General features: G+C 64.6%; 21 protein-coding genes. 15 read left to right on the top strand and 6 right to left on the bottom strand.

The window, feature by feature from the left end:
- Window positions 1-62: 62 nt before the first annotated feature.
- Entirely contained in the window at window positions 63-992 is a 930-nt protein-coding gene (locus tag J2T47_RS16305; protein WP_253448759.1) for a chemotaxis protein CheV, read from the top strand.
- A 238-nt stretch (window positions 993-1230) separates the two neighbouring features.
- Window positions 1231-2040 (top strand): MOSC domain-containing protein, encoded by an 810-nt coding sequence (locus J2T47_RS16300; protein WP_253448756.1) that lies wholly within the window; start codon window positions 1231-1233, stop codon window positions 2038-2040.
- Window positions 2041-2096: 56 nt separating this feature from the next.
- Here J2T47_RS16300 and J2T47_RS16295 read toward each other — a convergent pair whose 3' ends face one another.
- Together J2T47_RS16295 and J2T47_RS16290 are read right to left on the bottom strand one after the other, a co-directional pair.
- A complete protein-coding gene (locus tag J2T47_RS16295; protein WP_253448754.1) occupies window positions 2097-2477 on the bottom strand; it encodes a lysozyme inhibitor LprI family protein in 381 nt (126 codons plus the stop codon).
- Between the two features lie 60 nt (window positions 2478-2537).
- Window positions 2538-4463 (bottom strand): transglycosylase SLT domain-containing protein, encoded by a 1926-nt coding sequence (locus J2T47_RS16290; RefSeq protein ID WP_253448751.1) that lies wholly within the window; start codon window positions 4461-4463, stop codon window positions 2538-2540.
- Window positions 4464-4674: 211 nt separating this feature from the next.
- Between J2T47_RS16290 and J2T47_RS16285 the strand changes: the two genes are divergently transcribed.
- Together J2T47_RS16285 and J2T47_RS16280 are read left to right on the top strand one after the other, a co-directional pair.
- Entirely contained in the window at window positions 4675-6591 is a 1917-nt protein-coding gene (locus tag J2T47_RS16285; protein WP_253448749.1) for an ATP-binding cassette domain-containing protein, read from the top strand.
- Window positions 6592-6653: 62 nt separating this feature from the next.
- A complete protein-coding gene (locus J2T47_RS16280; protein WP_081519440.1) occupies window positions 6654-7340 on the top strand; it encodes a DUF6901 family protein in 687 nt (228 codons plus the stop codon).
- Window positions 7341-7384: 44 nt separating this feature from the next.
- On the opposite strand, the gene J2T47_RS16275 is transcribed toward J2T47_RS16280, so the two are convergent.
- Window positions 7385-7825 (bottom strand): universal stress protein, encoded by a 441-nt coding sequence (locus tag J2T47_RS16275; RefSeq protein ID WP_024766849.1) that lies wholly within the window; start codon window positions 7823-7825, stop codon window positions 7385-7387.
- Between the two features lie 81 nt (window positions 7826-7906).
- Here J2T47_RS16275 and J2T47_RS16270 point away from each other — a divergent pair, with 81 nt between their 5' ends.
- Complete coding sequence (locus J2T47_RS16270; RefSeq protein ID WP_253448747.1) at window positions 7907-8341, top strand: hypothetical protein; 435 nt, start codon at window positions 7907-7909, stop codon at window positions 8339-8341.
- Between the two features lie 5 nt (window positions 8342-8346).
- Here J2T47_RS16270 and J2T47_RS16265 read toward each other — a convergent pair whose 3' ends face one another.
- Window positions 8347-9153, bottom strand: a complete 807-nt coding sequence (locus J2T47_RS16265; protein ID WP_253448744.1) for a hypothetical protein — start codon at window positions 9151-9153, stop codon at window positions 8347-8349.
- A 474-nt stretch (window positions 9154-9627) separates the two neighbouring features.
- On the opposite strand from J2T47_RS16265, the gene fadB reads away from it, so the two are divergent.
- The 6 genes from fadB to J2T47_RS16235 all read left to right on the top strand — a co-directional run bounded on the left by fadB (window position 9628) and on the right by J2T47_RS16235 (window position 17003).
- Window positions 9628-11775 (top strand): fatty acid oxidation complex subunit alpha FadB, encoded by a 2148-nt coding sequence (gene fadB / locus J2T47_RS16260; RefSeq protein WP_253448742.1) that lies wholly within the window; start codon window positions 9628-9630, stop codon window positions 11773-11775.
- A 30-nt stretch (window positions 11776-11805) separates the two neighbouring features.
- The gene (gene fadA / locus J2T47_RS16255) at window positions 11806-12981 is read left to right on the top strand and encodes an acetyl-CoA C-acyltransferase FadA (RefSeq protein ID WP_081519444.1); all 1176 of its coding nucleotides are present in this window, start codon (window positions 11806-11808) and stop codon (window positions 12979-12981) included.
- A 123-nt stretch (window positions 12982-13104) separates the two neighbouring features.
- Window positions 13105-13368, top strand: a complete 264-nt coding sequence (locus tag J2T47_RS16250) for a DUF1653 domain-containing protein (protein ID WP_253448713.1) — start codon at window positions 13105-13107, stop codon at window positions 13366-13368.
- 92 nt (window positions 13369-13460) lie between these two features.
- On the top strand, window positions 13461-16067 hold the full coding sequence (topA, locus tag J2T47_RS16245; protein WP_253448710.1) for a type I DNA topoisomerase: 2607 nt from the start codon (window positions 13461-13463) through the stop codon (window positions 16065-16067).
- A gap of 67 nt (window positions 16068-16134) precedes the next feature.
- On the top strand, window positions 16135-16656 hold the full coding sequence (locus tag J2T47_RS16240; protein WP_253448708.1) for a DUF6586 family protein: 522 nt from the start codon (window positions 16135-16137) through the stop codon (window positions 16654-16656).
- A gap of 107 nt (window positions 16657-16763) precedes the next feature.
- Window positions 16764-17003, top strand: coding sequence for a hypothetical protein (locus J2T47_RS16235; RefSeq protein WP_253448706.1), 240 nt, complete (start codon window positions 16764-16766; stop codon window positions 17001-17003).
- Between the two features lie 44 nt (window positions 17004-17047).
- On the opposite strand, the gene sulA is transcribed toward J2T47_RS16235, so the two are convergent.
- Both sulA and lexA read right to left on the bottom strand, forming a co-directional pair.
- Window positions 17048-17521, bottom strand: a complete 474-nt coding sequence (sulA, locus tag J2T47_RS16230; protein ID WP_253448704.1) for an SOS-induced cell division inhibitor SulA — start codon at window positions 17519-17521, stop codon at window positions 17048-17050.
- Window positions 17522-17534: 13 nt separating this feature from the next.
- A complete protein-coding gene (gene lexA / locus J2T47_RS16225; protein ID WP_026079098.1) occupies window positions 17535-18149 on the bottom strand; it encodes a transcriptional repressor LexA in 615 nt (204 codons plus the stop codon).
- 251 nt (window positions 18150-18400) lie between these two features.
- Between lexA and J2T47_RS16220 the strand changes: the two genes are divergently transcribed.
- From J2T47_RS16220 to J2T47_RS16205, 4 genes are all read left to right on the top strand, one after another.
- A complete protein-coding gene (locus J2T47_RS16220; RefSeq protein ID WP_253448702.1) occupies window positions 18401-19117 on the top strand; it encodes a TetR/AcrR family transcriptional regulator in 717 nt (238 codons plus the stop codon).
- 56 nt (window positions 19118-19173) lie between these two features.
- Complete coding sequence (locus J2T47_RS16215) at window positions 19174-19698, top strand: L,D-transpeptidase (protein ID WP_253448700.1); 525 nt, start codon at window positions 19174-19176, stop codon at window positions 19696-19698.
- Between the two features lie 11 nt (window positions 19699-19709).
- Entirely contained in the window at window positions 19710-20708 is a 999-nt protein-coding gene (gene nagZ, locus J2T47_RS16210) for a beta-N-acetylhexosaminidase (protein WP_253448697.1), read from the top strand.
- 147 nt (window positions 20709-20855) lie between these two features.
- Complete coding sequence (locus J2T47_RS16205) at window positions 20856-21593, top strand: S-methyl-5'-thioinosine phosphorylase (RefSeq protein WP_253448695.1); 738 nt, start codon at window positions 20856-20858, stop codon at window positions 21591-21593.
- Window positions 21594-21698 lie beyond the last annotated feature (105 nt).

Genomic DNA, 21698 nt, shown 5'->3' with positions numbered 1-21698 from the left:
CTTGTTCCGCAAGAGGCGGCCGATAGCGTTCCCGCACGACTCATTCCGAATCTGGAGCAGGCATGGCCGGTATTCTCGACACTGTCGATCAACGCACCCAACTGGTAGGCGAAAACCGCCTGGAAATCCTGGTCTTCCGCCTGGCCGGGCGGCAGCAGTTCGCGATCAACGTGTTCAAGGTGCAGGAAGTGCTGCAGTTGCCGCGCCTGACCCTGATCCCGCAGCGCCACCCGATGATCTGCGGCGTCATCAACCTGCGCGGCCAGACCCTGCCGGTGATCGACCTGTCCCGCGCCATCGGCATGCGCGCGCTGACCCCGGATGCCAGCAGCACCATCATCGTCACCGAGTACAACCGCTCGGTGCAGGCCTTCCTGGTGGGCGGGGTGGAGCGCATCCTCAACCTCAACTGGGAGTCGATCCAGCCGCCGCCCGGTGGGGCCGGCCGCCAGCATTACCTGACCGCGATCACCAAGGTGGAAGACCGCCTGGTGGAAATCATCGACGTGGAAAAGGTGCTGGCCGAGATCGTGCCGATGAACACCCGCGTCTCCAGCGACCGTCTGGACGACAAGCTGCTCAGCCAGACCCGTGGCCGCGAAGTGCTGGTGGTGGATGACTCCAGCGTGGCCATTTCCCAGCTGCGCGACACGCTTGGTCAGCTTGGTCTGCGCCTGCACGTGGCCACTGACGGTCTGCGCGCGCTGCAACAGCTCAAGCGCTGGGCGGACGAAGGCCTGGACATGGAAGAGAAACTGCTGATGGTCTTCACCGACGCCGAGATGCCGGAAATGGACGGTTACCGGCTGACCACCGAGATCCGCAACGACCCGCGACTGCGTGACCTCTATGTGGTGCTGCACACCTCGCTGTCGGGCAGCTTCAACGATGCCATGGTGAAGAAGGTCGGCTGCGACGATTTCCTCTCCAAGTTCCAGCCGGACCAGTTGGTGGAAGTGGTGCGCCGACGCCTGCAGAAAGTCCCCGCCTGATCGCAATGCCTGACCGTCGGCCTTGCCGACGGTTCGCGGGCATGGCCCGCTCCTACAGGGTGAGCCCCGCGTCGCTTTCGTAGGAGCGGGGCTTCTCCGCGAAATCCTTCGCGGCCCCTGCGCAGCATCCGGCATGTCTGTAGGAGCGGGTGATGCCCGCGACAAATGCGCCCCCATTGCTAGACGCGCGTCCCACGCCGTATAAGGTCGCTTTCGCCTGCATGAAAGGAAGCCTGTGATGTACAGCCTGAGCGAGCTCTACCGCTACCCGGTCAAGTCCACCGCCTACGAGTCCCTGGGGTCCGTGCGCCTGGATGCTCTGGGGCTGGAAGGTGACCGACGCTGGATGGTGGTGGAGGCTGCCAACGGCCGCTTCCTGACCCAGCGCCTGCTGCCGCAGATGGGCCGCATCGAGGCGCGCTGGCAGGACGGTTTCGGCGCGCTGCTCCTGCGCGCTCCGGGCATGGACGATCTGCTGGTCGAAGTGCCGGGCAGCGATGAGAATCTGCGTGGCGTGATGATCTGGCGCGACATGCTGCAGGTGCCGGATGCCGGCGACGGGGCTGCCCAGTGGCTGAGCACCTTCCTCGGTCGAGAGGTGCGCCTGGTACAGATGCCCGAGCAGCGCGCGCGGCAGGTGGATACCGCCTACGCTGAGCCCGGTGAGCACGTGCACTTCGCCGATGGCTTCCCGCTGCTGCTGATCGGCCAGGGCTCGCTGGACGATCTGTCGGCCAAGGTCGGCCGCCCGCTGGAGATGCTGCGTTTCCGCCCGAACCTGGTGGTCACCGGCGCCGCGCCCTTCGCCGAGGACGGCTGGAAGCGCATCCGCATCGGCGAGGTCACCTTCCGGGTAGCCAAGCCCTGCTCGCGCTGCATCCTCACCACCATCGACCCGCACACCGGCGAGCGCGATGCCGCCCGTGAGCCGCTGGCGACCCTGCTGGACTACCGCAACGTCAATGGCGAAGCCCTGTTCGGTCAGAACCTGGTGGCGGAGAATCGCGGCGAGCTGCGGCTGGGCATGCCGGTGGAAGTGCTGGAGTAACGCTGAAATGACGCTGAGGCGGCGCGCCCGGAGGGGCGCGCCGGATGACGCGGGATTTACAGCTTGCTGTCGACGCAACCGGTGCTCTGGCACTCGCGCTCACGTTCGCGCAGTACGCCCAGGCGCTCGTTGGTCTTGTCCACGGCGCACTGCAGGTTGACGAAGTAGCCGCCGTCGCGCTCGTAGCTGCACTGGGCGTCGCGGTCCTTGATCCAGGCGATCTGGCTCTTCTTCAGTGCGGCCTTCTGGCCGTCGTTGAGCATCTTGCGCAGGGTGCCGAATTCATTGTTCAGCTCGCGGTCCACCTGGGCGTATTCGGTGCTCAGGCAGTACACGCTGTCGAAGGCGTTGCGCGGTTTCTCGCAGGCGGCGAGGGCCAGATCGGCACTGAGCAGGCCGGCGGCCAGGACGGTGAGGGAGAGGAGCGACTGGCGCATGGAATTTCCTTTTCCTTGAGGGGATGAAGACCGCCCGGCAAGTGCCGGGCGGTGGAGGGGTCAGAGTTCGTCGAAGAAGCGTTCGTGCCAGTCGACGATGGGCTGCGGCGCGTTGAGTTTCTGCCCGTAGATCACCGCGTACGACAGCACGTTTTGCACGTAGGAGCGGGTCTCGTCGAACGGAATGGTCTCTACCCAGACGTCGAAGGCCAGGTGACGCGCATCCTTCAGCCACTGGCGCACTCGGCCGGGACCGGCGTTGTAGGCGGCGGTGGCGAGTACGCGGTTGCCGTTGAACTGGCCGTGTACCTGGCTCAGGTAGGCGGCGCCAAGCTGGATGTTCACGTCCGGCACGATCAACTGCTGCGGCGAGGCCAGCGGGATGCCGAACTTCTTCGAGGTTTCCTTGGCGGTGGCCGGCATCAGCTGCATCAGGCCGGTGGCGCCGACGCCGGAGCGCGCATCGGACATGAAGGCGCTTTCCTGGCGGGTAATGGCGAACACCCAGCTGGAGTGCAGGCCGCGGTTGCGTGCCTCGCGCACCAGGGTGTTGCGGTAGGCCATGGGGAAGCGGATATCCAGGTCGTCCCAGTACTTGGCCTGGCTGATCGCGCGAATGGCCGGGAAGTACCACTGCATGTCGTAGGCGATCTTTGCCTGGGCCAGCAGCTCGTCGTGGCTCAGGTGGCGGGCCGCGTGGTACCACTCGCGGCGGGCATTGATGATCTCGCCGCGGGCGTAGAACTCCAGGGCGCGGCGGGTGCTCGGCGCATTGCGCACGCGTTGCATTGTGCCTGCATCCGGCGACACCGGACGGTTGTTCAGCTGGTAGGGCGCGTTGATCCGGTCGGCAGCGAGGAAGCCGTAGAAGTCGCGCTCGCCGGCCACCGGCTGGTACAGGCTGATGGCCTGCTTGTTCTGCGGCTGTGCCAGTTGCAGCGAGCGCGCCTGCCAGTATTTCCAGCGGTTGGTCTCGGCCAGCGACGGTGGCAGGGCGCGGGTCAGCTCGTAGGCTTCCTCCCAGCGGCCCAGGCGCAGCAGCAGGCGCAGGCGCCATTCGGTGACGGTGTCGTCGCGCAGCTGCGGGTCGTACTTGACCATCATCGGCAGCGCGCGCGGGTCATAGCGGCGCGCCAGGCTGAGGCCGATCTCGCGGGCGATGGAGACTTTCTCGTCGCTGGAGAAGGGCAGCACCGAGCTGTAGTAGTCGAGCAGGCTGATGGCCTTTTCCGGGTCCTGCTTGGCGAGGCGGCGCAGGCCCAGGCCGACCACATCGGCGGTGGCGTGGTCGCGGGCACCGAAGCGGGTGGTCTGGCTCAGCTGCGCAGGGTTCTGCGCCACGTTGACCATCAGCGCACCCTGGCTGCCGAGGGTCGGCAGGCGCTTGGAGAGCACCGTGGCGAGGCTGTAGTTGCCTTTCTCGGCGGCCAGCTTCAGGCGTTTCCAGACCTTCTCCTCGGTGAGCTGGCCGTCGGCCTGCCACATGGCGAAAGTTGTGTCGCAGGCATCAGGCTGCGGCTTGCCGACCAGCCAGAGCTTCTCGGCGGTGGCGTAGCCATCGGCCTTGTTGCCGTGGCCCAGCTGGTACTGGCCGTAGAGGCAATCCAGTTCGGTGAAGTTCATCTTCGGGTCGTAATAACGCACGAAGGTATTCCAGTCGCCGCGATCGGCCAGCTGGCGCATCCAGCGCAGTTTCAGCCAGTTGATCTGCGGCAGGTCGCCGTGCTGCTCGATGAAGCGCTCGATCTCGGCGTTGCTGGCGCTTTTCAGGCGACTGGTCAGTTCGTCGTAGGCCAGGTACGGCTGCAGCGGATAATCGGCCAGTGCCGATTGATAGCTGAAGTACGGGCCGCTGTCGCCGCGCGCCAGGGCCTTCTGCGCCTCGTCGTACATCTGGCGCTGCTGGGGCAGGGACGCTGCGTTGGCTGTCGAAGCGGACAGGCTGAGGATCAGGCAGGAAAACAGTGAGAAAAGGCGACCGCGCATGGCTCTTCCGGGAAGATGATCGGTGGGCGCAGGAATGGCGCGCGCCCGCTGCCGGGTAGCTTAGCCTGTTGCGCGCAGGGGGTGAAAGCGCCACCAGGGCTGCCTGGCTCAAAGGCGGACGAATGTCTCGCCTCTGCACTTTGTCCGCCCCCCTCTGACTTTTCCGCGCTTTCCCTTAAACTGCGCGCCCTGTTTTACGGAAGATGCCCTCATGACCCTGCTCAAGTTAACCGACGTGTCCCTCGCCTTCGGCACCACTCCGCTGCTGGATAAGGTGTCCTGGCAGATCGCTCGCGGTGAGCGGGTCTGCATCATCGGCCGCAACGGCACCGGCAAGTCGAGCATGCTCAAGCTGGTCAAGGGCGAGCAGAAACCCGATGACGGCGACATCTGGCGCGCTCCCTCGCTGAAGATCGGCGAGCTGCCGCAGGAGCTGCCGCGCGCCGACGACCGCACCGTCTACGACGTGGTCGCCGAGGGCCTGGCCGAGGTCGGCGAGCTGCTGGCGCGCTACCACCACCTGAGCATGCACATCGAGAGCGAAGAGGACCTGAACAAGCTGGCGCACGTCCAGCAGGACCTCGAAGCCCGTGACGGCTGGCGCCTCGGGCAACTGGTGGACACCACCCTGAGCCGCCTGCAGCTGCCGGCCGACAAGACCCTTGCGGAGCTTTCCGGCGGCTGGCGCCGTCGCGTGCTGCTGGCCCAGGCGCTGGTGGCCGAGCCCGACCTGCTGCTGCTGGACGAACCGACCAACCATCTGGACATCGGTGCCATCGCCTGGCTGGAAAACGCCCTGGCGGACTTCCCCGGTGCCGTGCTGTTCATCACCCACGACCGCTCCTTCCTGCAGGCCGTGGCCACCCGCATCCTCGAGCTGGACCGCGGTCACCTGATCGACTGGAACGGCGACTACGCCAGCTTCCTCGTGCATAAAGAGCAGGAACTGGCGGCGGAAGAGGCGGCCAATGCACTGTTCGACAAGCGCCTGGCCCAGGAGGAAGTGTGGATTCGCCAGGGCATCAAGGCCCGCCGTACCCGTAACGAAGGCCGCGTGCGTGCGCTGAAGGCGATGCGTAACGAACGCGCTGAGCGCCGTGAGCGCCAGGGCAAGGCCAGCTTCCAGATGGAGACGGCCGAGAAGTCCGGCAAGCAGGTGATCGTCGTCGAGAAAGCCGGATTCGCCCACCCGGGTGGCCCGGCGTTGATCCGCGATTTCTCCCTGGTCCTGCAGCGCGGTGACCGTATCGGCCTGCTCGGTGCCAACGGTACCGGCAAGACCACGCTGCTCAAGCTGCTGCTGGGCGACCTGCAGCCGACTTCCGGCAGCGTCAAGGAAGGCACCCGACTGGAAGTGGCCTATTTCGACCAGTTGCGTCACCAGCTGGAGCCGGAAAAGACCGTCATCGACAACATTTCCGAAGGTCGCGAATTCATCACCATCAACGGGCAGAATCGCCACGTCCTCAGCTACCTGGGCGACTTCCTGTTCTCCCCGCAGCGCGCCCGGACCCCGGTGAAAGCGCTCTCCGGTGGCGAGCGGGCACGCCTGTTGCTGGCGAAGTTGTTCAGCAAGCCGGCCAACCTGCTGGTGCTGGACGAACCGACCAACGATCTGGACGTGGAAACCCTGGAACTGCTGGAAGAAGTGCTGCTGACCTTCGACGGCACCGTGCTGATGGTCAGCCACGACCGGGCCTTCCTCGACAACGTGGTGACCAGCACCCTGGTATTCGAAGGCGAGGGGCGCGTGCGCGAATTCGTCGGCGGCTACCAGGACTGGCTGCGCCAGGGCGGCTCGCCCAAGTTGCTCGGCGTGGGTGAGGAGAAGGGCGACAAGCCGGCCGCCGCACCTGTCGCCGAAGCACCGGTAGCCGCTCCGGCTGCTGCGGTGGAAGCGGCGGCACCGAAGAAGAAGCTGAGCTACAAGCTGCAACGCGAACTGGAAGCCATCCCTGGGCAGATCGAGGCCCTGGAGACGGAAATGGCTGCGCTGCAAGCAGAAACCGCAGCGCCGACTTTCTACCAGCGTCCGCCGACCGAGGCGCAGGCTGTTCTGGATCGCCTGGGGTCGCTGCAAGGGGAGCTGGACCAATTGATCGAACGCTGGGCCGAACTGGAAGAGTGATCCGTTCGGTCCGGTGGTGTGCCCGTGCGTAGCGCTGATCAAAGACTGTTAGGGATGGCCGAATGGCAATCGAGTACCGCATCACCCTGGATGATGAGCACGAGTTCAGTTACCGCATCGAACTGGAGCGCCAGTACGACGCCCAGATAGCCGCCCAGACCCCGCGCTGGACGCGTCTGGAGAACAACCGTTGCAGCAACTGCCCGCTGAACCCGGCGCAGTACAGCCACTGCCCTGCGGCGGTGGACCTGCACCGGGTGATCGAGGATTTCCGTGGTTTGCCGGCCTTCAAGAAGGTCTCGGTGCAGGTCCGTACGCCAGAGCGCGAGTACATCAAGCACGCGGGGCTGGAAGAGGGTCTGCGCGCGCTGCTCGGGGTGATCATGGCCACCAGTGCCTGCCCGCTGCTGGGCAAGCTCAAGCCGATGGCGCAGCAGCACCTGCCCTTCGCCAGCAACCAGGAGTTCATCCTGCGCGCGGTGTCGCTGTACCTGATGCGCCAGTACTTCAACTTCCGCGAGGGGCGGCATGCGGATTGGGAGCTGAAGGGGCTGGTGAAGCAGTTCCAGCAGTTGCAGCTGGTGAACCAGGCGTTCTGGCAGCGGATTCACGAGACCTGTGACGGCGACTCGAACCTGAAGGCTTTCCTCAGCTTCTTCTCCATGGCGTCGAGCATGAGCTACTCGCTGGAGGCGCAGCTGCAGAAAGTGCGGCCGCTGCTGATGAGCGGGGACATGCTCGGGGCCTGAAGCGCAACGGGCCCCGCAGGGCCCGTCGTTCTATCTGGGTAGCTTCAGCTGGTTTTCTGCAGGCGCACGGCAAGGACATCGCAGGGTGCGCCGTGCAGCACGTCGTTGGCGGTGGAGCCCAGCAGCAAGGCGAGGCCGTGGCGGCCGTGGCTGCCCACCACGATCAGGTCGCAGTCCTGTTCATCGGCGAGGCGGTGGATTTCCTGGCGCGGCTGGCCGTAGACCAGGTGGCACTGGGAGCTGGTGATCTCGGCGTAGGTGAGGGTGAACTGGTGCAGGCGTTCCTTGGCCTGGTCGAACTGCTGCTGTTGCAGCATCGACAGGTCCATCGGCACGTCGCCGCCGAATGCCATGGCCATGGGCTCGACCACATGCACCGCCGAGAGCCGGGCATCATTGGCCTTGGCCAGTGCGACCGCCCGCTTCATCACCGGGTCGCACTCTTCGGTAAGGTCGACGGCGACCAGAATGTGTTGGTAGGGCATGAGTGTCTCCTCCGGGGGACTCGTTATCAATCAGTATGGCCCCAATGGCCGTGCTTGACCTGTTTGACCGGTATAACCGATATGACCACGTGGATGGTAATTCTTCTCATCGCATTGGTGCTCAGCCCGCTGACCTGGCTGATCCCCTCGCGCGGCCAGCGCGGGCAGATGGATCTGCGCCTGCAGGCGCGACGCCTGGGCCTGGCCATGCAGATGGCGCAGCAGGAGTGGCCGCACTGGCTGGAGCGGCAGCCGCCGCGGCAGTGTGCGCAGTACCACCGTGCCCGTGGCAAGAACCGCGATGCCTGGTGCTATTGGCAGAGCGAGCCGGGCGTCTGGCTGGACCGCTGGCGCGAGGCGAACGCACCCGCCGAGCTGGCCGAGGCGCTGGCGAGCCTGCCGAAGGACGTCTACATGGTCGAGGCGACGCCCCAGTTCCTCGCGCTGTACTGGGGCGAGCGGGGCGACAGCAGCGACCTCGAGCGGGTCGCCAGCTTCCTTAAACAGCATGCCTGAGGCGGTCAGCTCTGCTGCGCGGCATACAGGCCGGAGACTTTCTCCAGGTCCTCGATGATGCGGTCGGAGTACTTGTTGATCAGGAAGGGCACGCTGTTCTGGTTGTAGTTCTGCAGCGATTTCTCGATGTAGCGCCACTTGATCGCCACGCCGCGCAGCTCCTGGCCGATCTCCGGCGTGGTCTGTGGCGCCTGCTGCAGCTTCACCAAGTTGATCGCGAAGCGGTTGGCCAGATCGTCCAGCGGGCGCTCCTCGCCGCCGCCGAAGAAGCTGGCGCCCACCGAGGCGTTGCGCGAGGCGTAGTCCACCGCGATGTCCTGCATCAGCAAGCTCTGCTCGCGGGTCTGCTGGGTCAGCGGCGGGACCTTGCTGCCACTTTCTTCCTGGATTTTCGCGTAGAGCTGCTCGGCGGTATCCAGCAGCTTGCGGTTCTGCGCGGCGAGGTCGGCTACCGGTTGCAGGTCGGTGTAGCCGCTCTTGTCCAGCGCGCCGGTGAGGGTGTGCAGCTGGGTTGCGTAGGCTTTCCACTCATCCTGCAGTTCGTTCTTGAGCTTCTTCGATTCGTTGCCGGGCATTTCCCCCAGCTTGCCCAGGGCGTCGGTAGCGCTCTGCGACGAGGCTTCGACCATCTTGGCGTACTTCTGGTCGCCCTCCATCGCATTGAACATGAAGAAGTCGCCTAGGCTGCGCTGGGCGGAGAGGCGCGTCTGGTGGACGTTGAGCAGGTCGCTGGCGGCGTCGGCGGCAGCGATGAGGGGCAGGGCGGTGAGCGCGAGCGCAGACAGCAGACGCGCGAGCGGACGGCTGGGCATCGTTCCAACTCCTTGGAGCCATGGGCTTCTTGTTGTTTTGTTTTCCACAGGTTCCAGGCGTCTGCCGGCGTTGGCAGAAGGCAGATCGCCATTGCGCCCGACTCTAGCGCGGGCCATGGGGTTTGACCAGTGGCTGTCGGGACGAGGGTGCCAGGTGGCAATTGTCACGATAGGCATGATGAATAGGGCGTCAGGGCTGCGCTGAATGGTCCGCGCCAGACGCCCCGGCCGCTTTGCGACTGTTACGTCTCGCCGATTGACAAGCATTGGCTTTTGCTAGAAGGTGGGCGCACCCAAATCAAACGGGCGTATGAATCGAGCGTTTGCCATGTGCGACGACTCGGACAGAACGCCCCGGCTATCGCGTCGGCGGGTGTGCCGCAAGCTTTGGGACTATCCTCGGCGCTGCCGAACGGTCCCGATACACGGTGTCCGACGTGTGATTTCAAGCTTCCCTAGCGTGGAGATCAGTTGATGATTTACCAAGGTAAAGCCATCACGGTTAAGGCTCTTGAGAGCGGCATCGTCGAACTGAATTTCGACCTCAAGGGCGAGTCCGTCAACAAGTTCAACCGACTCACCCTGAATGAACTGCGCCAAGCAGTCGATACCATCAAGGCCGATGCGTCCGTCAAGGGCGTGATCGTGACCAGCGGCAAGGGCGTATTCATCGTCGGCGCCGACATCACCGAGTTCGTCGACAACTTCAAGCTGCCTGACGAAGAGCTGCTGGCCGGCAACCTCGAAGCCAACAAGATCTTCAGCGACTTCGAAGACCTGAACGTTCCGACCGTGGCCGCGATCAACGGCATCGCCCTGGGCGGCGGTCTGGAAATGTGCCTGGCTGCCGACTTCCGTGTCATGAGCGCCACCGCCAAGGTCGGCCTGCCGGAAGTGAAGCTGGGCATCTACCCGGGCTTCGGCGGCACCGTTCGCCTGCCGCGCATCATTGGCTGCGACAACGCAGTCGAGTGGATCGCCTCGGGCAAGGAAAACCGTGCTGAAGACGCGCTGAAAGTCGGCGCCGTCGATGCCGTTGTGGCTCCGGAGCAGCTGCAAGCCGCCGCTCTGGACCTGGTCAAGCGCGCCATCGCCGGCGAGCTGGACCACAAGGCCCGCCGTCAGCCGAAGCTGGAAAAGCTCAAGCTGAACGCCATCGAGCAGATGATGGCCTTCGAAACCGCCAAGGGCTTCGTTGCTGGCCAGGCCGGCCCGAACTACCCGGCTCCGGTCGAAGCGATCAAGTCGATCCAGAAAGCCGCCAACTTCGGTCGTGACAAGGCGCTGGAAATCGAAGCCCAGGGCTTCGTGAAACTGGCCAAGACCTCGGTTGCGCAGAGCCTGATCGGCCTGTTCCTCAACGACCAGGACCTGAAGAAGAAGGCCAAGCAGTACGACGAGATCGCCAAGGACGTGAAACTGGCCGCCGTACTGGGCGCCGGCATCATGGGTGGCGGCATCGCCTACCAGTCCGCTTCCAAGGGCACTCCGATCCTGATGAAGGATATCCGTGAAGACGGTATCCAGATGGGTCTGAACGAAGCCTCGAAGCTGCTGGGCAAGCGCGTCGAAAAAGGCCGCATGACCCCGGCCAAGATGGCCGAGGCCCTGAACGCCATTCGCCCGACCATGTCCTACGGCGACTTCGGCAACGTCGACATCGTCGTCGAAGCCGTGGTCGAGAATCCGAAGGTCAAGCAGATCGTTCTGGCCGAAGTTGAAGGCGTAGTGAAGGAAGATGCGGTCCTCGCATCGAACACCTCCACCATCTCCATCAACCTGCTGGCCAAGGCGCTCAAGCGTCCGGAAAACTTCGTCGGCATGCACTTCTTCAACCCGGTGCACATGATGCCGCTGGTCGAAGTCATCCGCGGCGAGAAGTCCAGCGACGTCGCCGTTGCCACCACCGTGGCCTACGCCAAGAAGATGGGCAAGAACCCCATCGTGGTGAATGACTGCCCCGGCTTCCTGGTCAACCGCGTTCTGTTCCCGTACTTCGGCGGCTTCTCCAAGCTGCTGGGCTTCGGCGTGGACTTCGTGCGCATCGACAAGATCATGGAGAAGTTCGGCTGGCCCATGGGCCCGGCCTACCTGTCCGACGTGGTCGGCATCGACACCGGCCACCACGGCCGCGACGTGATGGCTGAAGGCTTCCCGGACCGCATGGCGGTGGAAGGCAAGACTGCCGTCGACGTGATGTACGACGCCAACCGCCTGGGCCAGAAGAACGGCAAGGGCTTCTACGCCTACGAAACCGACAAGCGCGGCAAGCCGAAGAAAGTCACCGACCCGCAGGCTTATGAGCTGCTGAAGTCCATCGTCACCGAGCAGCGCGAGCTGACCGACGAGGACATCATCAACTACATGATGATCCCGCTGTGCCTGGAAACCGTGCGCTGCCTGGAAGACGGCATCGTCGAAACCGCTGCCGAGGCCGACATGGGCCTGATCTACGGCATCGGCTTCCCTCCCTTCCGTGGCGGTGCCCTGCGTTACATCGACTCCATCGGTGTGGCCGAATTCGTCGCACTGGCCGACCAGTACGCCGACCTGGGTGCGCTGTACCACCCGACCGCGAAGCTGCGTGAAATGGCCAAGAACGGCCAGAAGTTCTTCGGTTGAGTGCGCAACGAATAGAGCGAGAGTGAATTTATGAGCCTGAATCCGAGAGATGCCGTCATTGTCGACTTCGGCCGCACCCCGATGGGCCGTTCGAAGGGTGGCATGCACCGCAACACCCGCGCGGAGAACATGTCCGCGCACCTGATCAGCAAGCTCCTGGAGCGCAACCCGAAGATCGATCCGGCGGAAGTCGAGGACGTGATCTGGGGCTGCGTGAACCAGACCCTGGAGCAGGGCTGGAATATCGCGCGCATGGCGTCGCTGATGACCCAGATCCCGCACACCAGCGCCGGCCAGACCGTCAGCCGCCTGTGCGGCTCGTCCATGAGCGCCCTGCACACCGCCGTGCAGGCGATCCAGACCGGCAACGGTGACGTCTTCGTCATCGGCGGCGTGGAGCACATGGGCCACGTCGGCATGATGCACGGCGTCGATCCGAACCCGCACATGTCCCTGTACGCCGCCAAGGCATCGGGCATGATGGGCCTGACCGCCGAAATGCTGGGCAAGATGCACGGCATCACCCGCGAGGCACAGGACAAGTTCGGCGTGCGTTCGCACCAGCTGGCCTGGAAAGCGACTCAGGAAGGCAAGTTCAAAGACGAAATCATCCCGATGGAAGGTTACGACGAGAACGGCTTCCTGAAGGTCTTCGACTTCGACGAAACCATCCGTCCGGAAACCACCCTGGAAAGCCTGGCGGCCCTGAAGCCGGCCTTCAACCCGAAAGGCGGCACCGTGACCGCGGGTACTTCCTCGCAGATCACCGACGGCGCTTCCTGCATGATCGTCATGAGCGCCCAGCGCGCCCAGGACCTCGGCGTGCAGCCGATGGCCGTGGTTCGCGCCATGGCTGTGGCGGGCGTTGATCCGGCAATCATGGGCTACGGTCCGGTTCCGTCGACCAACAAGGCGCTCAAGCGCGCTGGCCTGACCATCAACGACATCGATTTCTTCGAGCTCAACGAAGCCTTCGCCGCACAGGCCCTGCCGGTGTTGAAGGACCTCAAGATCCTCGACAAGATGGAAGAGAAGGTCAACCTGCACGGCGGCGCCATCGCCCTGGGTCACCCGTTCGGCTGCTCCGGTGCGCGTATCTCTGGCACCCTGCTGAACGTGATGAAGCAGAACAGTGGCACCCTGGGCGTGTCCACCATGTGCGTGGGCCTCGGTCAGGGCATCACCACCGTCTTCGAACGCGTCTAAGCTTTCGTCGATGGGAGAGCCGGGGCCATGTGCCCCGGTTTTCGTTTTTGTCGGCCGGGGATTGCCCGACGGCCGCGCAATGAGCACAATCGCCGCCTTTTGGCCGGCCGAGGGAGAACCGACATGCACTTGCAGCCCGGACTGTATCGACATTACAAGGGACAGCAGTACCGTGTGCTCGGTGTCGCCCGGCATTCGGAGACCGAGGAAGAGCTGGTGATCTACCAGGCGCTGTACGGCGAATTCGGCCTCTGGGTACGCCCGCTGAGCATGTTCACCGAGGCAGTGGAAGTGAATGGCGAGAACGTTCCTCGCTTCGCCCTGGTGAGCGCCGAAGACGATCCGCTGGGTCTTCTGACACGCCCGTCTGGCGAAAGCCAAGCTTGACCTTGGCGCGACCGCCACTATATATAGCGGTGCCGCTCCTAGCTCCTCCCTCCTTATAAATTCATCTTTTCGACGCAGGAATCTTCCGATCCATGGGTAAATCGCTGGTCATCGTGGAATCACCGGCCAAGGCCAAGACCATCAACAAGTACCTGGGCAACCAGTACGTGGTGAAGTCGAGCATCGGCCACATCCGCGACCTGCCCACCAGCGGCTCGTCCGCGTCGAAGGAGCCTGCGGCAAAAACGCGCAAGACCGCTGCCGAGGCGCCGGCCCTGTCGCCGAAGGAGAAGGCCAAGCGCCAGCTCGTCACCCGCATGGGCGTCGACCCGGAGCATGGCTGGAAGGCCAAGTACGAGATCCTGCCCGGCAAGGAAAAGGTGATCGAGGAGCTGCGCCGCCTGGCCAAGGATGCCGACACCATCTATCTCGCAACCGACTTGGACCGCGAAGGGGAGGCCATTGCCTGGCACCTGCGCGAGGCCATCGGCGGCGACGACTCGCGCTACAAGCGCGTGGTCTTCAACGAAATCACCAAGAAGGCCATCCAGGAGGCCTTCTCCCAGCCCGGCGAGCTGGACATCAACCGCGTGAATGCCCAGCAGGCACGCCGCTTCCTCGACCGCGTAGTGGGCTACATGGTCTCGCCGCTGCTGTGGGCCAAGATCGCCCGCGGCTTGTCCGCCGGCCGTGTACAGTCGGTGGCGGTGAAGCTGGTGGTCGAGCGTGAGCGCGAGATCCGCGCCTTCGTCCCGGAAGAGTACTGGGAAGTCCACGCTGACCTCGGCACGCCGAAGAACGACAAGGTCCGCTTCGAAGTGGTGCGCGAGAAGGGCGAAGCCTTCAAGCCGCTGAACGAAGCCCAGGCCACCGCCGCGCTGGAGAAGCTCAAGTCCTCCAGCTACAGCATCGCCAAGCGCGAAGACAAGCCGACTTCCAGCAAGCCTTCGGCGCCGTTCATCACCTCCACCCTGCAGCAGGCCGCGAGCAACCGCCTGGGCTTCGGGGTGAAGAAGACCATGATGATGGCCCAGCGACTCTACGAAGCCGGCTACATCACCTATATGCGTACCGACTCGACCAACCTGTCGGCCGACGCCATCGACATGGTGCGCGGCTTCATCGACAGCGAGTTCGGCAAGAAATACCTGCCGGCCAAGCCGAACTTCTACTCGAGCAAGGAAGGCGCCCAGGAAGCGCACGAAGCGATTCGTCCTTCCGACGTCAACCTGCGTCCGACCCAGCTGTCGGGCATGGAGCGCGACGCCGAGCGCCTGTACGACCTGATCTGGCGCCAGTTCGTGGCCTGCCAGATGCCGCCGGCCGAGTACCTGTCCACCACCGTCAGCGCCGCTGCCGGTGACTTCGAGCTGCGCGCCAAGGGCCGCATCCTCAAGTTCGACGGCTACACCAAGGTGCTGCCGCAGCAGAGCAAGCCGGGCGAGGACGACGTCCTGCCGGAAATGAACCAGGGCGACGCCATGAAGCTGCTCAAGCTCGATCCGAGCCAGCACTTCACCAAGCCGCCGGCGCGCTTCTCCGAAGCCAGCCTGGTCAAGGAGCTGGAAAAGCGCGGCATCGGCCGCCCGTCGACCTATGCGGCGATCATTTCCACCATCCAGGAGCGTGGCTACGTCACCACCCACAACCGCCGCTTCTACGCGGAGAAAATGGGTGACATCGTTACCGACCGCCTCAACGAGAGCTTCTCCAACCTGATGGACTACGGCTTCACCGCCGGCATGGAAGAGAACCTCGATGACGTGGCCCAGGGTGAGCGCGACTGGAAAAACGTGCTGGACGAGTTCTATGGCGACTTCCGCAAGAAGCTCGACCTGGCCGAAGCCTCCAACGATGGCATGCGCGCCAACCAGCCGACCCAGACCGACATCCCCTGCCGCGAGTGTGGCCGGCCGATGATGATCCGCACCGCCTCCACCGGCGTGTTCCTTGGCTGCTCGGGCTACAGCCTGCCGCCGAAAGAGCGCTGCAAGGCGACCGTCAACCTGATTCCGGGCGACGAGATCGCCGCGGATGACGAGGGCGAATCCGAATCCCGCGTACTGCGTGGCAAGCACCGCTGCCCGATCTGCAGCACCGCGATGGACGCCTACCTGGTCGATGAGAAGCGCAAGCTGCACATCTGTGGCAACAACCCGGATTGCGCCGGCTACGAGATCGAGGAAGGCCAGTACCGCATCAAGGGCTACGAAGGTCCGAGCCTGGAATGCGACAAGTGCGGCAGCGAGATGCAGCTCAAGACCGGCCGCTTCGGCAAGTTCTTCGGTTGCACCAACCCGACCTGCAAGAACACCCGCAAGCTGCTCAAGAGCGGCGAGCCCGCGCCGCCGAAGATGGACGCCATCCGCATGCCGGAACTCAAGTGCGAGAAGGTCGATGACGTCTACGTACTGCGTGACGGCGCTTCCGGCCTGTTCCTGGCTGCCAGCCAGTTCCCGAAGAACCGCGAGACCCGCGCTCCGCTGGTGGCCGAGCTGATTCCGCACAAGGAAGAGCTGGATCCGAAGTACCACTTCCTGCTCGCCGCTCCGGCGAAGGACCCGGATGGCCGCCCCGCGGTGATCCGCTTCAGCCGCAAGACCAAGGAGCAGTACGTGCAGTCCGAAGTCGACGGCAAGCCCACCGGCTGGCGTGCGTTCTTCGACGGCGGCAAGTGGAAGGTCGAAGACAAGCGCTGATGGAAGGCGCGCCCCGCCGAGGCGGGGCGTGCTTATACTGCCGAAGTCGACTGCAGAGGGCCAGGTCATGGCGAACGAACTCTATACCCGCACCAACCAGAAGCTGTTCTTCGCCGGCCTTGCCCTGGAAGTCTGGCGCAACGCCGATGCGGCCCGTGCGATGAACGCCCAGGCGCGCATCCAGGCCGAACGCGAAGCGGCGCTGTTTCATCTCTACGGAGCGGTGCTGGGCGTGGCCCATGAGATCGCCGGTTACTACCGCCTGCCCCAGGCTGGTGCGCCGCGCGTCGATATGCTGCTCAATGCCGAGGTGCTGGCAGCCGCTCCCAGTCCGGAGCTGGCGGAGATGGTCGAACTGGCGCAATCGCCGGAGGCCTGGCTGGGTCGCCTGCTGGCCGCCTATGCCGCGCTGTTCCAGCCGCCGAGCGAGCCGAAGAAGGCCAAGGTCGATCCGACCCAGCCGCTGATCCAGGCGGTGAATGTCGACGACGACGTGTCGGTCGAGCTCGGCAATGACGAACTGGAAGCCTGGCGCAAATCCCTGAAGGACTTGGTGCTGCGCTTCCGCGCATCGCTCACCGAGCTCTGATTCCTGCTCCACAGCGTGCCGGCCTTCCGGTCGGTCCGTGCAAGCTTTGGCTAGGGTGTGGCGGACGTGGCTGTTACACTACGCGTTCTGCTGTGGAGAACGTTGTTATGCCAACCTCATTTCTGGAAATTGTCGAGCTGCCTGACGGGCGTATCGTGCTGCGTCGCGCGGACGAGGAGGAGGCGCTGGTGACCCTGGAATTCTCCGCTGATGCCAAGGGCTTCCTGCAGGGCCAGCACATCGAGATCGCCAAGGCGATGTTCAATGTCGGCGTGCAGATGGCCGGTCGTCTCGCCGAAGGCGGCGACATGAACATGGACGACGAAGGCCCGCGCGTCCTGCACTGAGTTCTGCCGCTTCGCCGCGTCCGCGGCGAAGCTTTCCGATCAGCTTATCCCAGACGAATATTCAGGCTCTGCGCCTGGCCGGCAACGGCGGCGCGGGACAGTTGCGTGCGTGCTTTGGCACTGAGGTTCAGCCAGCTCACCACGGTGTGGCTGTTGCCCAGACGCAGCGCTTCGCAGGCCAGTGCCTGGGCCGCGGCCTGATCGCGGGCCGGCAACAGCAGGATGCCCTGGCGGTTCAGGCCGGCCTTGCGCAGCCAGTCCGGCGTCAGGCTGGACGGCGGGGCGATGAGGGTGAGCCAGCGCGAATCGCTTTCCTCGCTCAGCTCGCGAAGCATCGGCGCCAGCAGCATCAGGCACTGGCCGGGGAGGCCGCGCAGGGCGATCTCGCTGAAGGCGCTTTCCTCGGCGACGGGCTCTTCTTCCATCAGCTCCGGAAGCAGGGGAGCAGTACCGCTTGCCCAGAGTGCTTCCTGGAACAGCGGGAGTTGCGGCAGGTTCTGCGGCTGCGGGTACTGCATGGGTGTCTCCTGTTCAGCGACGGATTACGCCGACGCTCAAGCCTTCGATGACCAGTTCCTGTTCCTTGAGATCGACCTCGATAGGGGCGAACTCCGGGTTTTCTGCGAGCAGCCAGACCTTGCTGCCTTCGCGCTTGAAGCGCTTCACCGTCACCTCTTCACCCAGGCGGGCGACGACGATCTGGCCGTTGCGCGCTTCACGGGTGACATGCACGGCGAGCAGGTCGCCATCCATGATGCCGACGTCCTTCATGCTCTGGCCGCGCACGCGCAGCAGGTAGTCGGCGGGCGGGTTGAAGAAGGTCGGGTTGATCCGGCAGGTGTCGTCGACGTTCTGTTCGGCGAGTATCGGCGCACCGGCGGCGACACGGCCGATGATCGGCAGTTCGTCGTCATTGGCGGCGGCCTTGGGCTCGAAGCCGGGGATGCGGATGCCGCGGGAGGCGCCCGGGGTCATCTCGATGGCACCCTTGCGGGCGAGGGCCTTCAGGTGTTCCTCGGCGGCGTTGGGCGACTTGAAGCCGAGTTCCTGGGCGATTTCCGCGCGGGTGGGCGGATAGCCGTTGGCTTCCAGGCAGCGTTTGATGAAGGCGAGGATCTCGGCTTGGCGCGGCGTGAGCTTCAGCATGTCCATACTCTGGCTTTTTATACAGTGCCTGGAATTATATACAGTGATGGCGGGCTGGCAATGCTTTTATTGGGCGCGGCGGTCGGTGGAACGTTCGTGCATGTAACCTTTCGGGCTTGGCAAGCGTCTTGCTGTCTATTAGGTGTCTCGTCGCATTGCCATGATATTGGTAACAATCCATCGCACTTTGCTTGACAATACAAGACGCTGAAACGTATGTTTCAAACAAGTGTTTGTCAGGCGGAGTAGCCATGGCCCAGTCGGAAACCGTCGAACGCATCCTGGATGCTGCGGAACAGCTGTTCGCGGAGAAGGGCTTCGCCGAAACCTCCCTGCGTCTGATCACCAGCAAGGCGGGGGTGAACCTCGCGGCGGTGAACTATCACTTCGGTTCGAAGAAGGCGCTGATCCAGGCGGTCTTCTCGCGCTTCCTCGGGCCGTTCTGCGCCAGCCTCGAGAAGGAGCTGGATCGTCGCCAGGCCAAGCCCGATGCGCCGCGCGCCACCCTGGAGGAGCTGCTCGAGCTGCTCGTGGTCCAGGCCATGGCGGTGAAGCCGCGCAGCGGCAACGACCTGTCGATCTTCATGCGCCTGCTGGGCCTGGCCTTCAGCCAGAGCCAGGGACACCTGCGCAAGTACCTCGAGGAGGTCTACGGCAAGGTTTTCCGCCGCTACATGCTGCTGGTGCACGAGTCCGCGCCGCGCCTGCCGCCGCTGGAACTGTTCTGGCGCGTGCACTTCATGCTGGGTACTGCGGTATTCAGCATGTCCGGCATCAAGGCGCTGCGTGCCATGGCCGAAAACGATTTCGGCGTGAACACTTCCATCGAGCAGGTCATGCGCCTGATGGTGCCGTTCCTCGCCGCCGGCATGCGTGCCGACAGTGGCGTCAGCGATCCTTCGCTGGCGGGGGCGCAGCTCAAGCCCCGGAGCAAGTCGAGTACTGCCCAGGCGCCCGCCAAGGTCTGATCCTGGCCCGGCTTCGCGCTGGGCTGCGTCAGCCTGATCGGCTACAGTAGCCGGCCATGGCCGATCTTGATCTTCTCCATATCTCCCTTGCTGACCAGATGCTCTACGGCTTTGCTGCGGGGCGTCTTGTCGTGCGTATCCAGATATCCAGCGCCGCCAACGGTGCGGGGGAGCGCAACGGCTCCGGCTGCACGCCGCGAGGCTTGCACCAGGTCCGTGCGCGCATCGGAGAGGGGCTGCCCAGGGCGGCGGTACTGAAGGGGCGGCGCTGGACCGGTGAGACCTGGACCAGCGAGCTTCACCAGGCATTCCCCGGCCGCGACTGGATCCTCTCGCGCATCCTCTGGCTCAGTGGCTGCGAGCCGGGGCGCAATCGGCTGGGTGAGGTCGATACCTTCCGCCGCTATATCTACCTGCACGGCACGCCGGACTGCGAGCCCATGGGCACGCCGCTGTCCCACGGCTGTATCCGCCTGCGCAATGACGACCTGCTGGAACTCTTTCCGCAGGTGCCGCTCCATTGCCGGGTTCGAATCGAAGAGGCCGCCTGCCCCGAGTGGCAGGCGGCGCAACTGTATTGAAAGGAACGCACATGCAAGGCTCCCTGATGCTCGACATCGGCGGCACCTGGCTCACCGCCGAGGACCGCCAGATACTGCGCCACCCGGAAGTCGGTGGCCTGATCATCTTCGCCCGCAACATCGAATCGCCGCGCCAGGTGCGCGAGCTGATGGAGTCCATCCGCGCGGTACGCCCCGACCTGCTGCTGGCGGTGGATCAGGAGGGCGGCCGCGTGCAGCGCCTGCGCCAGGGCTTCCTGCGCCTGCCGGCGATGCGTGCCATCGCCGACAATGCCAATGCCGAACGACTGGCTGAACAATGCGGCTGGCTGATGGCGACCGAGGTGCTGGCGGTTGGGCTCGACCTGAGCTTCGCGCCGGTGCTGGACCTGGATCACCAGCGTAGCGCCGTGGTCGGCAGCCGCGCCTTCGAAGGCAATCCTGAGGGCGCCGTTGCGCTGGCCGGCGCGTTCATCCGCGGCATGCGTGCCGCCGGCATGGCCTCCACCGGCAAGCACTTCCCCGGCCACGGCTGGGCGGAAGTGGATTCCCATGTGGGCATCCCCGAGGACGAGCGCACGCTGGAGCAGATTCGCGCCGTGGACCTGGTGCCGTTCCAGCGCCTGTCCGGCGAGCTGGACGCGCTGATGCCGGCCCACGTGATCTACCCGCAGGTCGACCCGAATCCCGCCGGTTTCTCGCGCCGCTGGCTGCAGGACATTCTGCGCGGCGAACTGGGGTTCGACGGGGTGATCTTCAGTGACGACCTGTCCATGGCCGGCGCCCATGTGGTCGGCGATGCCGCCAATCGCATCGAGGCTGCGCTGAGCGCGGGCTGCGACATGGGCCTGGTGTGCAACGATCGCGCCTCCGCCGAGCTGGCCCTGAGCGCCCTGCAGTGCCTGAAGGTCACTGCGCCGCAGCGTCTGCAACGCATGCGCGCCAAGGCCTGGCCGGGCATCGAATACAAGCAGTTGCCGCGCTGGCAGCAGGCTGTCGGAGAGTTGCGCGCCGCTCAACTGATCGACTGATTGCGATCTGCTGCGCGTCGGCATAACTGCGTTGGAAGACTGGATCGGACTGCTCATTGACAGGAAGTCAACTCCGCGTCCGATCCAGTCTTCCGCCTTGTTCTGCTCTAGATTGCGAGATCGCAGGGACAATTTGAGGATAGAAGCATGACTGTCTACGCCATCATCGGCGGCACCGGCCTGACCCAGCTGGAAGGGCTGACCCTGAAGGATGCCATCGAGCTGGACACGCCCTACGGCGCGCCCTCGGCAGCTGTCCAGCGCGGCGAATTCGCCGGCCGCGAGGTACTCTTCCTCGCTCGCCACGGCCACCCGCATCGCTTCCCGCCGCATCAGGTGAACTACCGCGCGAACCTCTGGGCGCTGAAGCAGGCCGGTGCCGAAGCCATCCTGGCGGTGAATGCCGTGGGCGGCATCCACGCCGCCATGGGCAGCGGCCATCTCTGCGTGCCGCACCAGATCGTCGATTACACCTGGGGTCGTGAGCACACCTATTTCGCCGGCGACATCGAGCATGTCACCCACATCGACTTCAGCCATCCCTATGACGAGCCGTTGCGGCTCAAGCTGATCGCCGCCCTGCAGACGCTGGGCTATGCGTACAGCAGTCATGGCGTGTACGCCGCGACCCAGGGCCCGCGCCTGGAAACCGTGGCGGAGATTGCCAGGCTGGAGCGCGACGGCTGCGACATCGTCGGCATGACCGGCATGCCCGAGGCCGCGCTGGCCCGCGAGCTGGACCTGCCCTACGCCTGCCTGTCGCTGGTGGTGAACCCGGCGGCCGGCAAGTCCAGTGGCATCATCACCATGGCCGAAATCGAGCAGGCGCTGCACGAAGGTATCGGCAAGGTGCGTGAAGTGCTGGGGCGGGTGCTGGTGAGCTGATGGTTTCCTGTAGGAGCGAGCTTGCTCGCGAACTGGCAAGGCACGCTGCCAGGTGGTTCGCGAGCAAGCTCGCTCCTACGATAAGCCCCAAGAAAAAGCCCGGCA

This window comes from Pseudomonas nitroreducens (genome assembly GCF_024170165.1).
Lineage (GTDB): Bacteria > Pseudomonadota > Gammaproteobacteria > Pseudomonadales > Pseudomonadaceae > Pseudomonas > Pseudomonas nitroreducens_C.
This window is presented reverse-complemented; position numbering and strand designations above follow the sequence as displayed.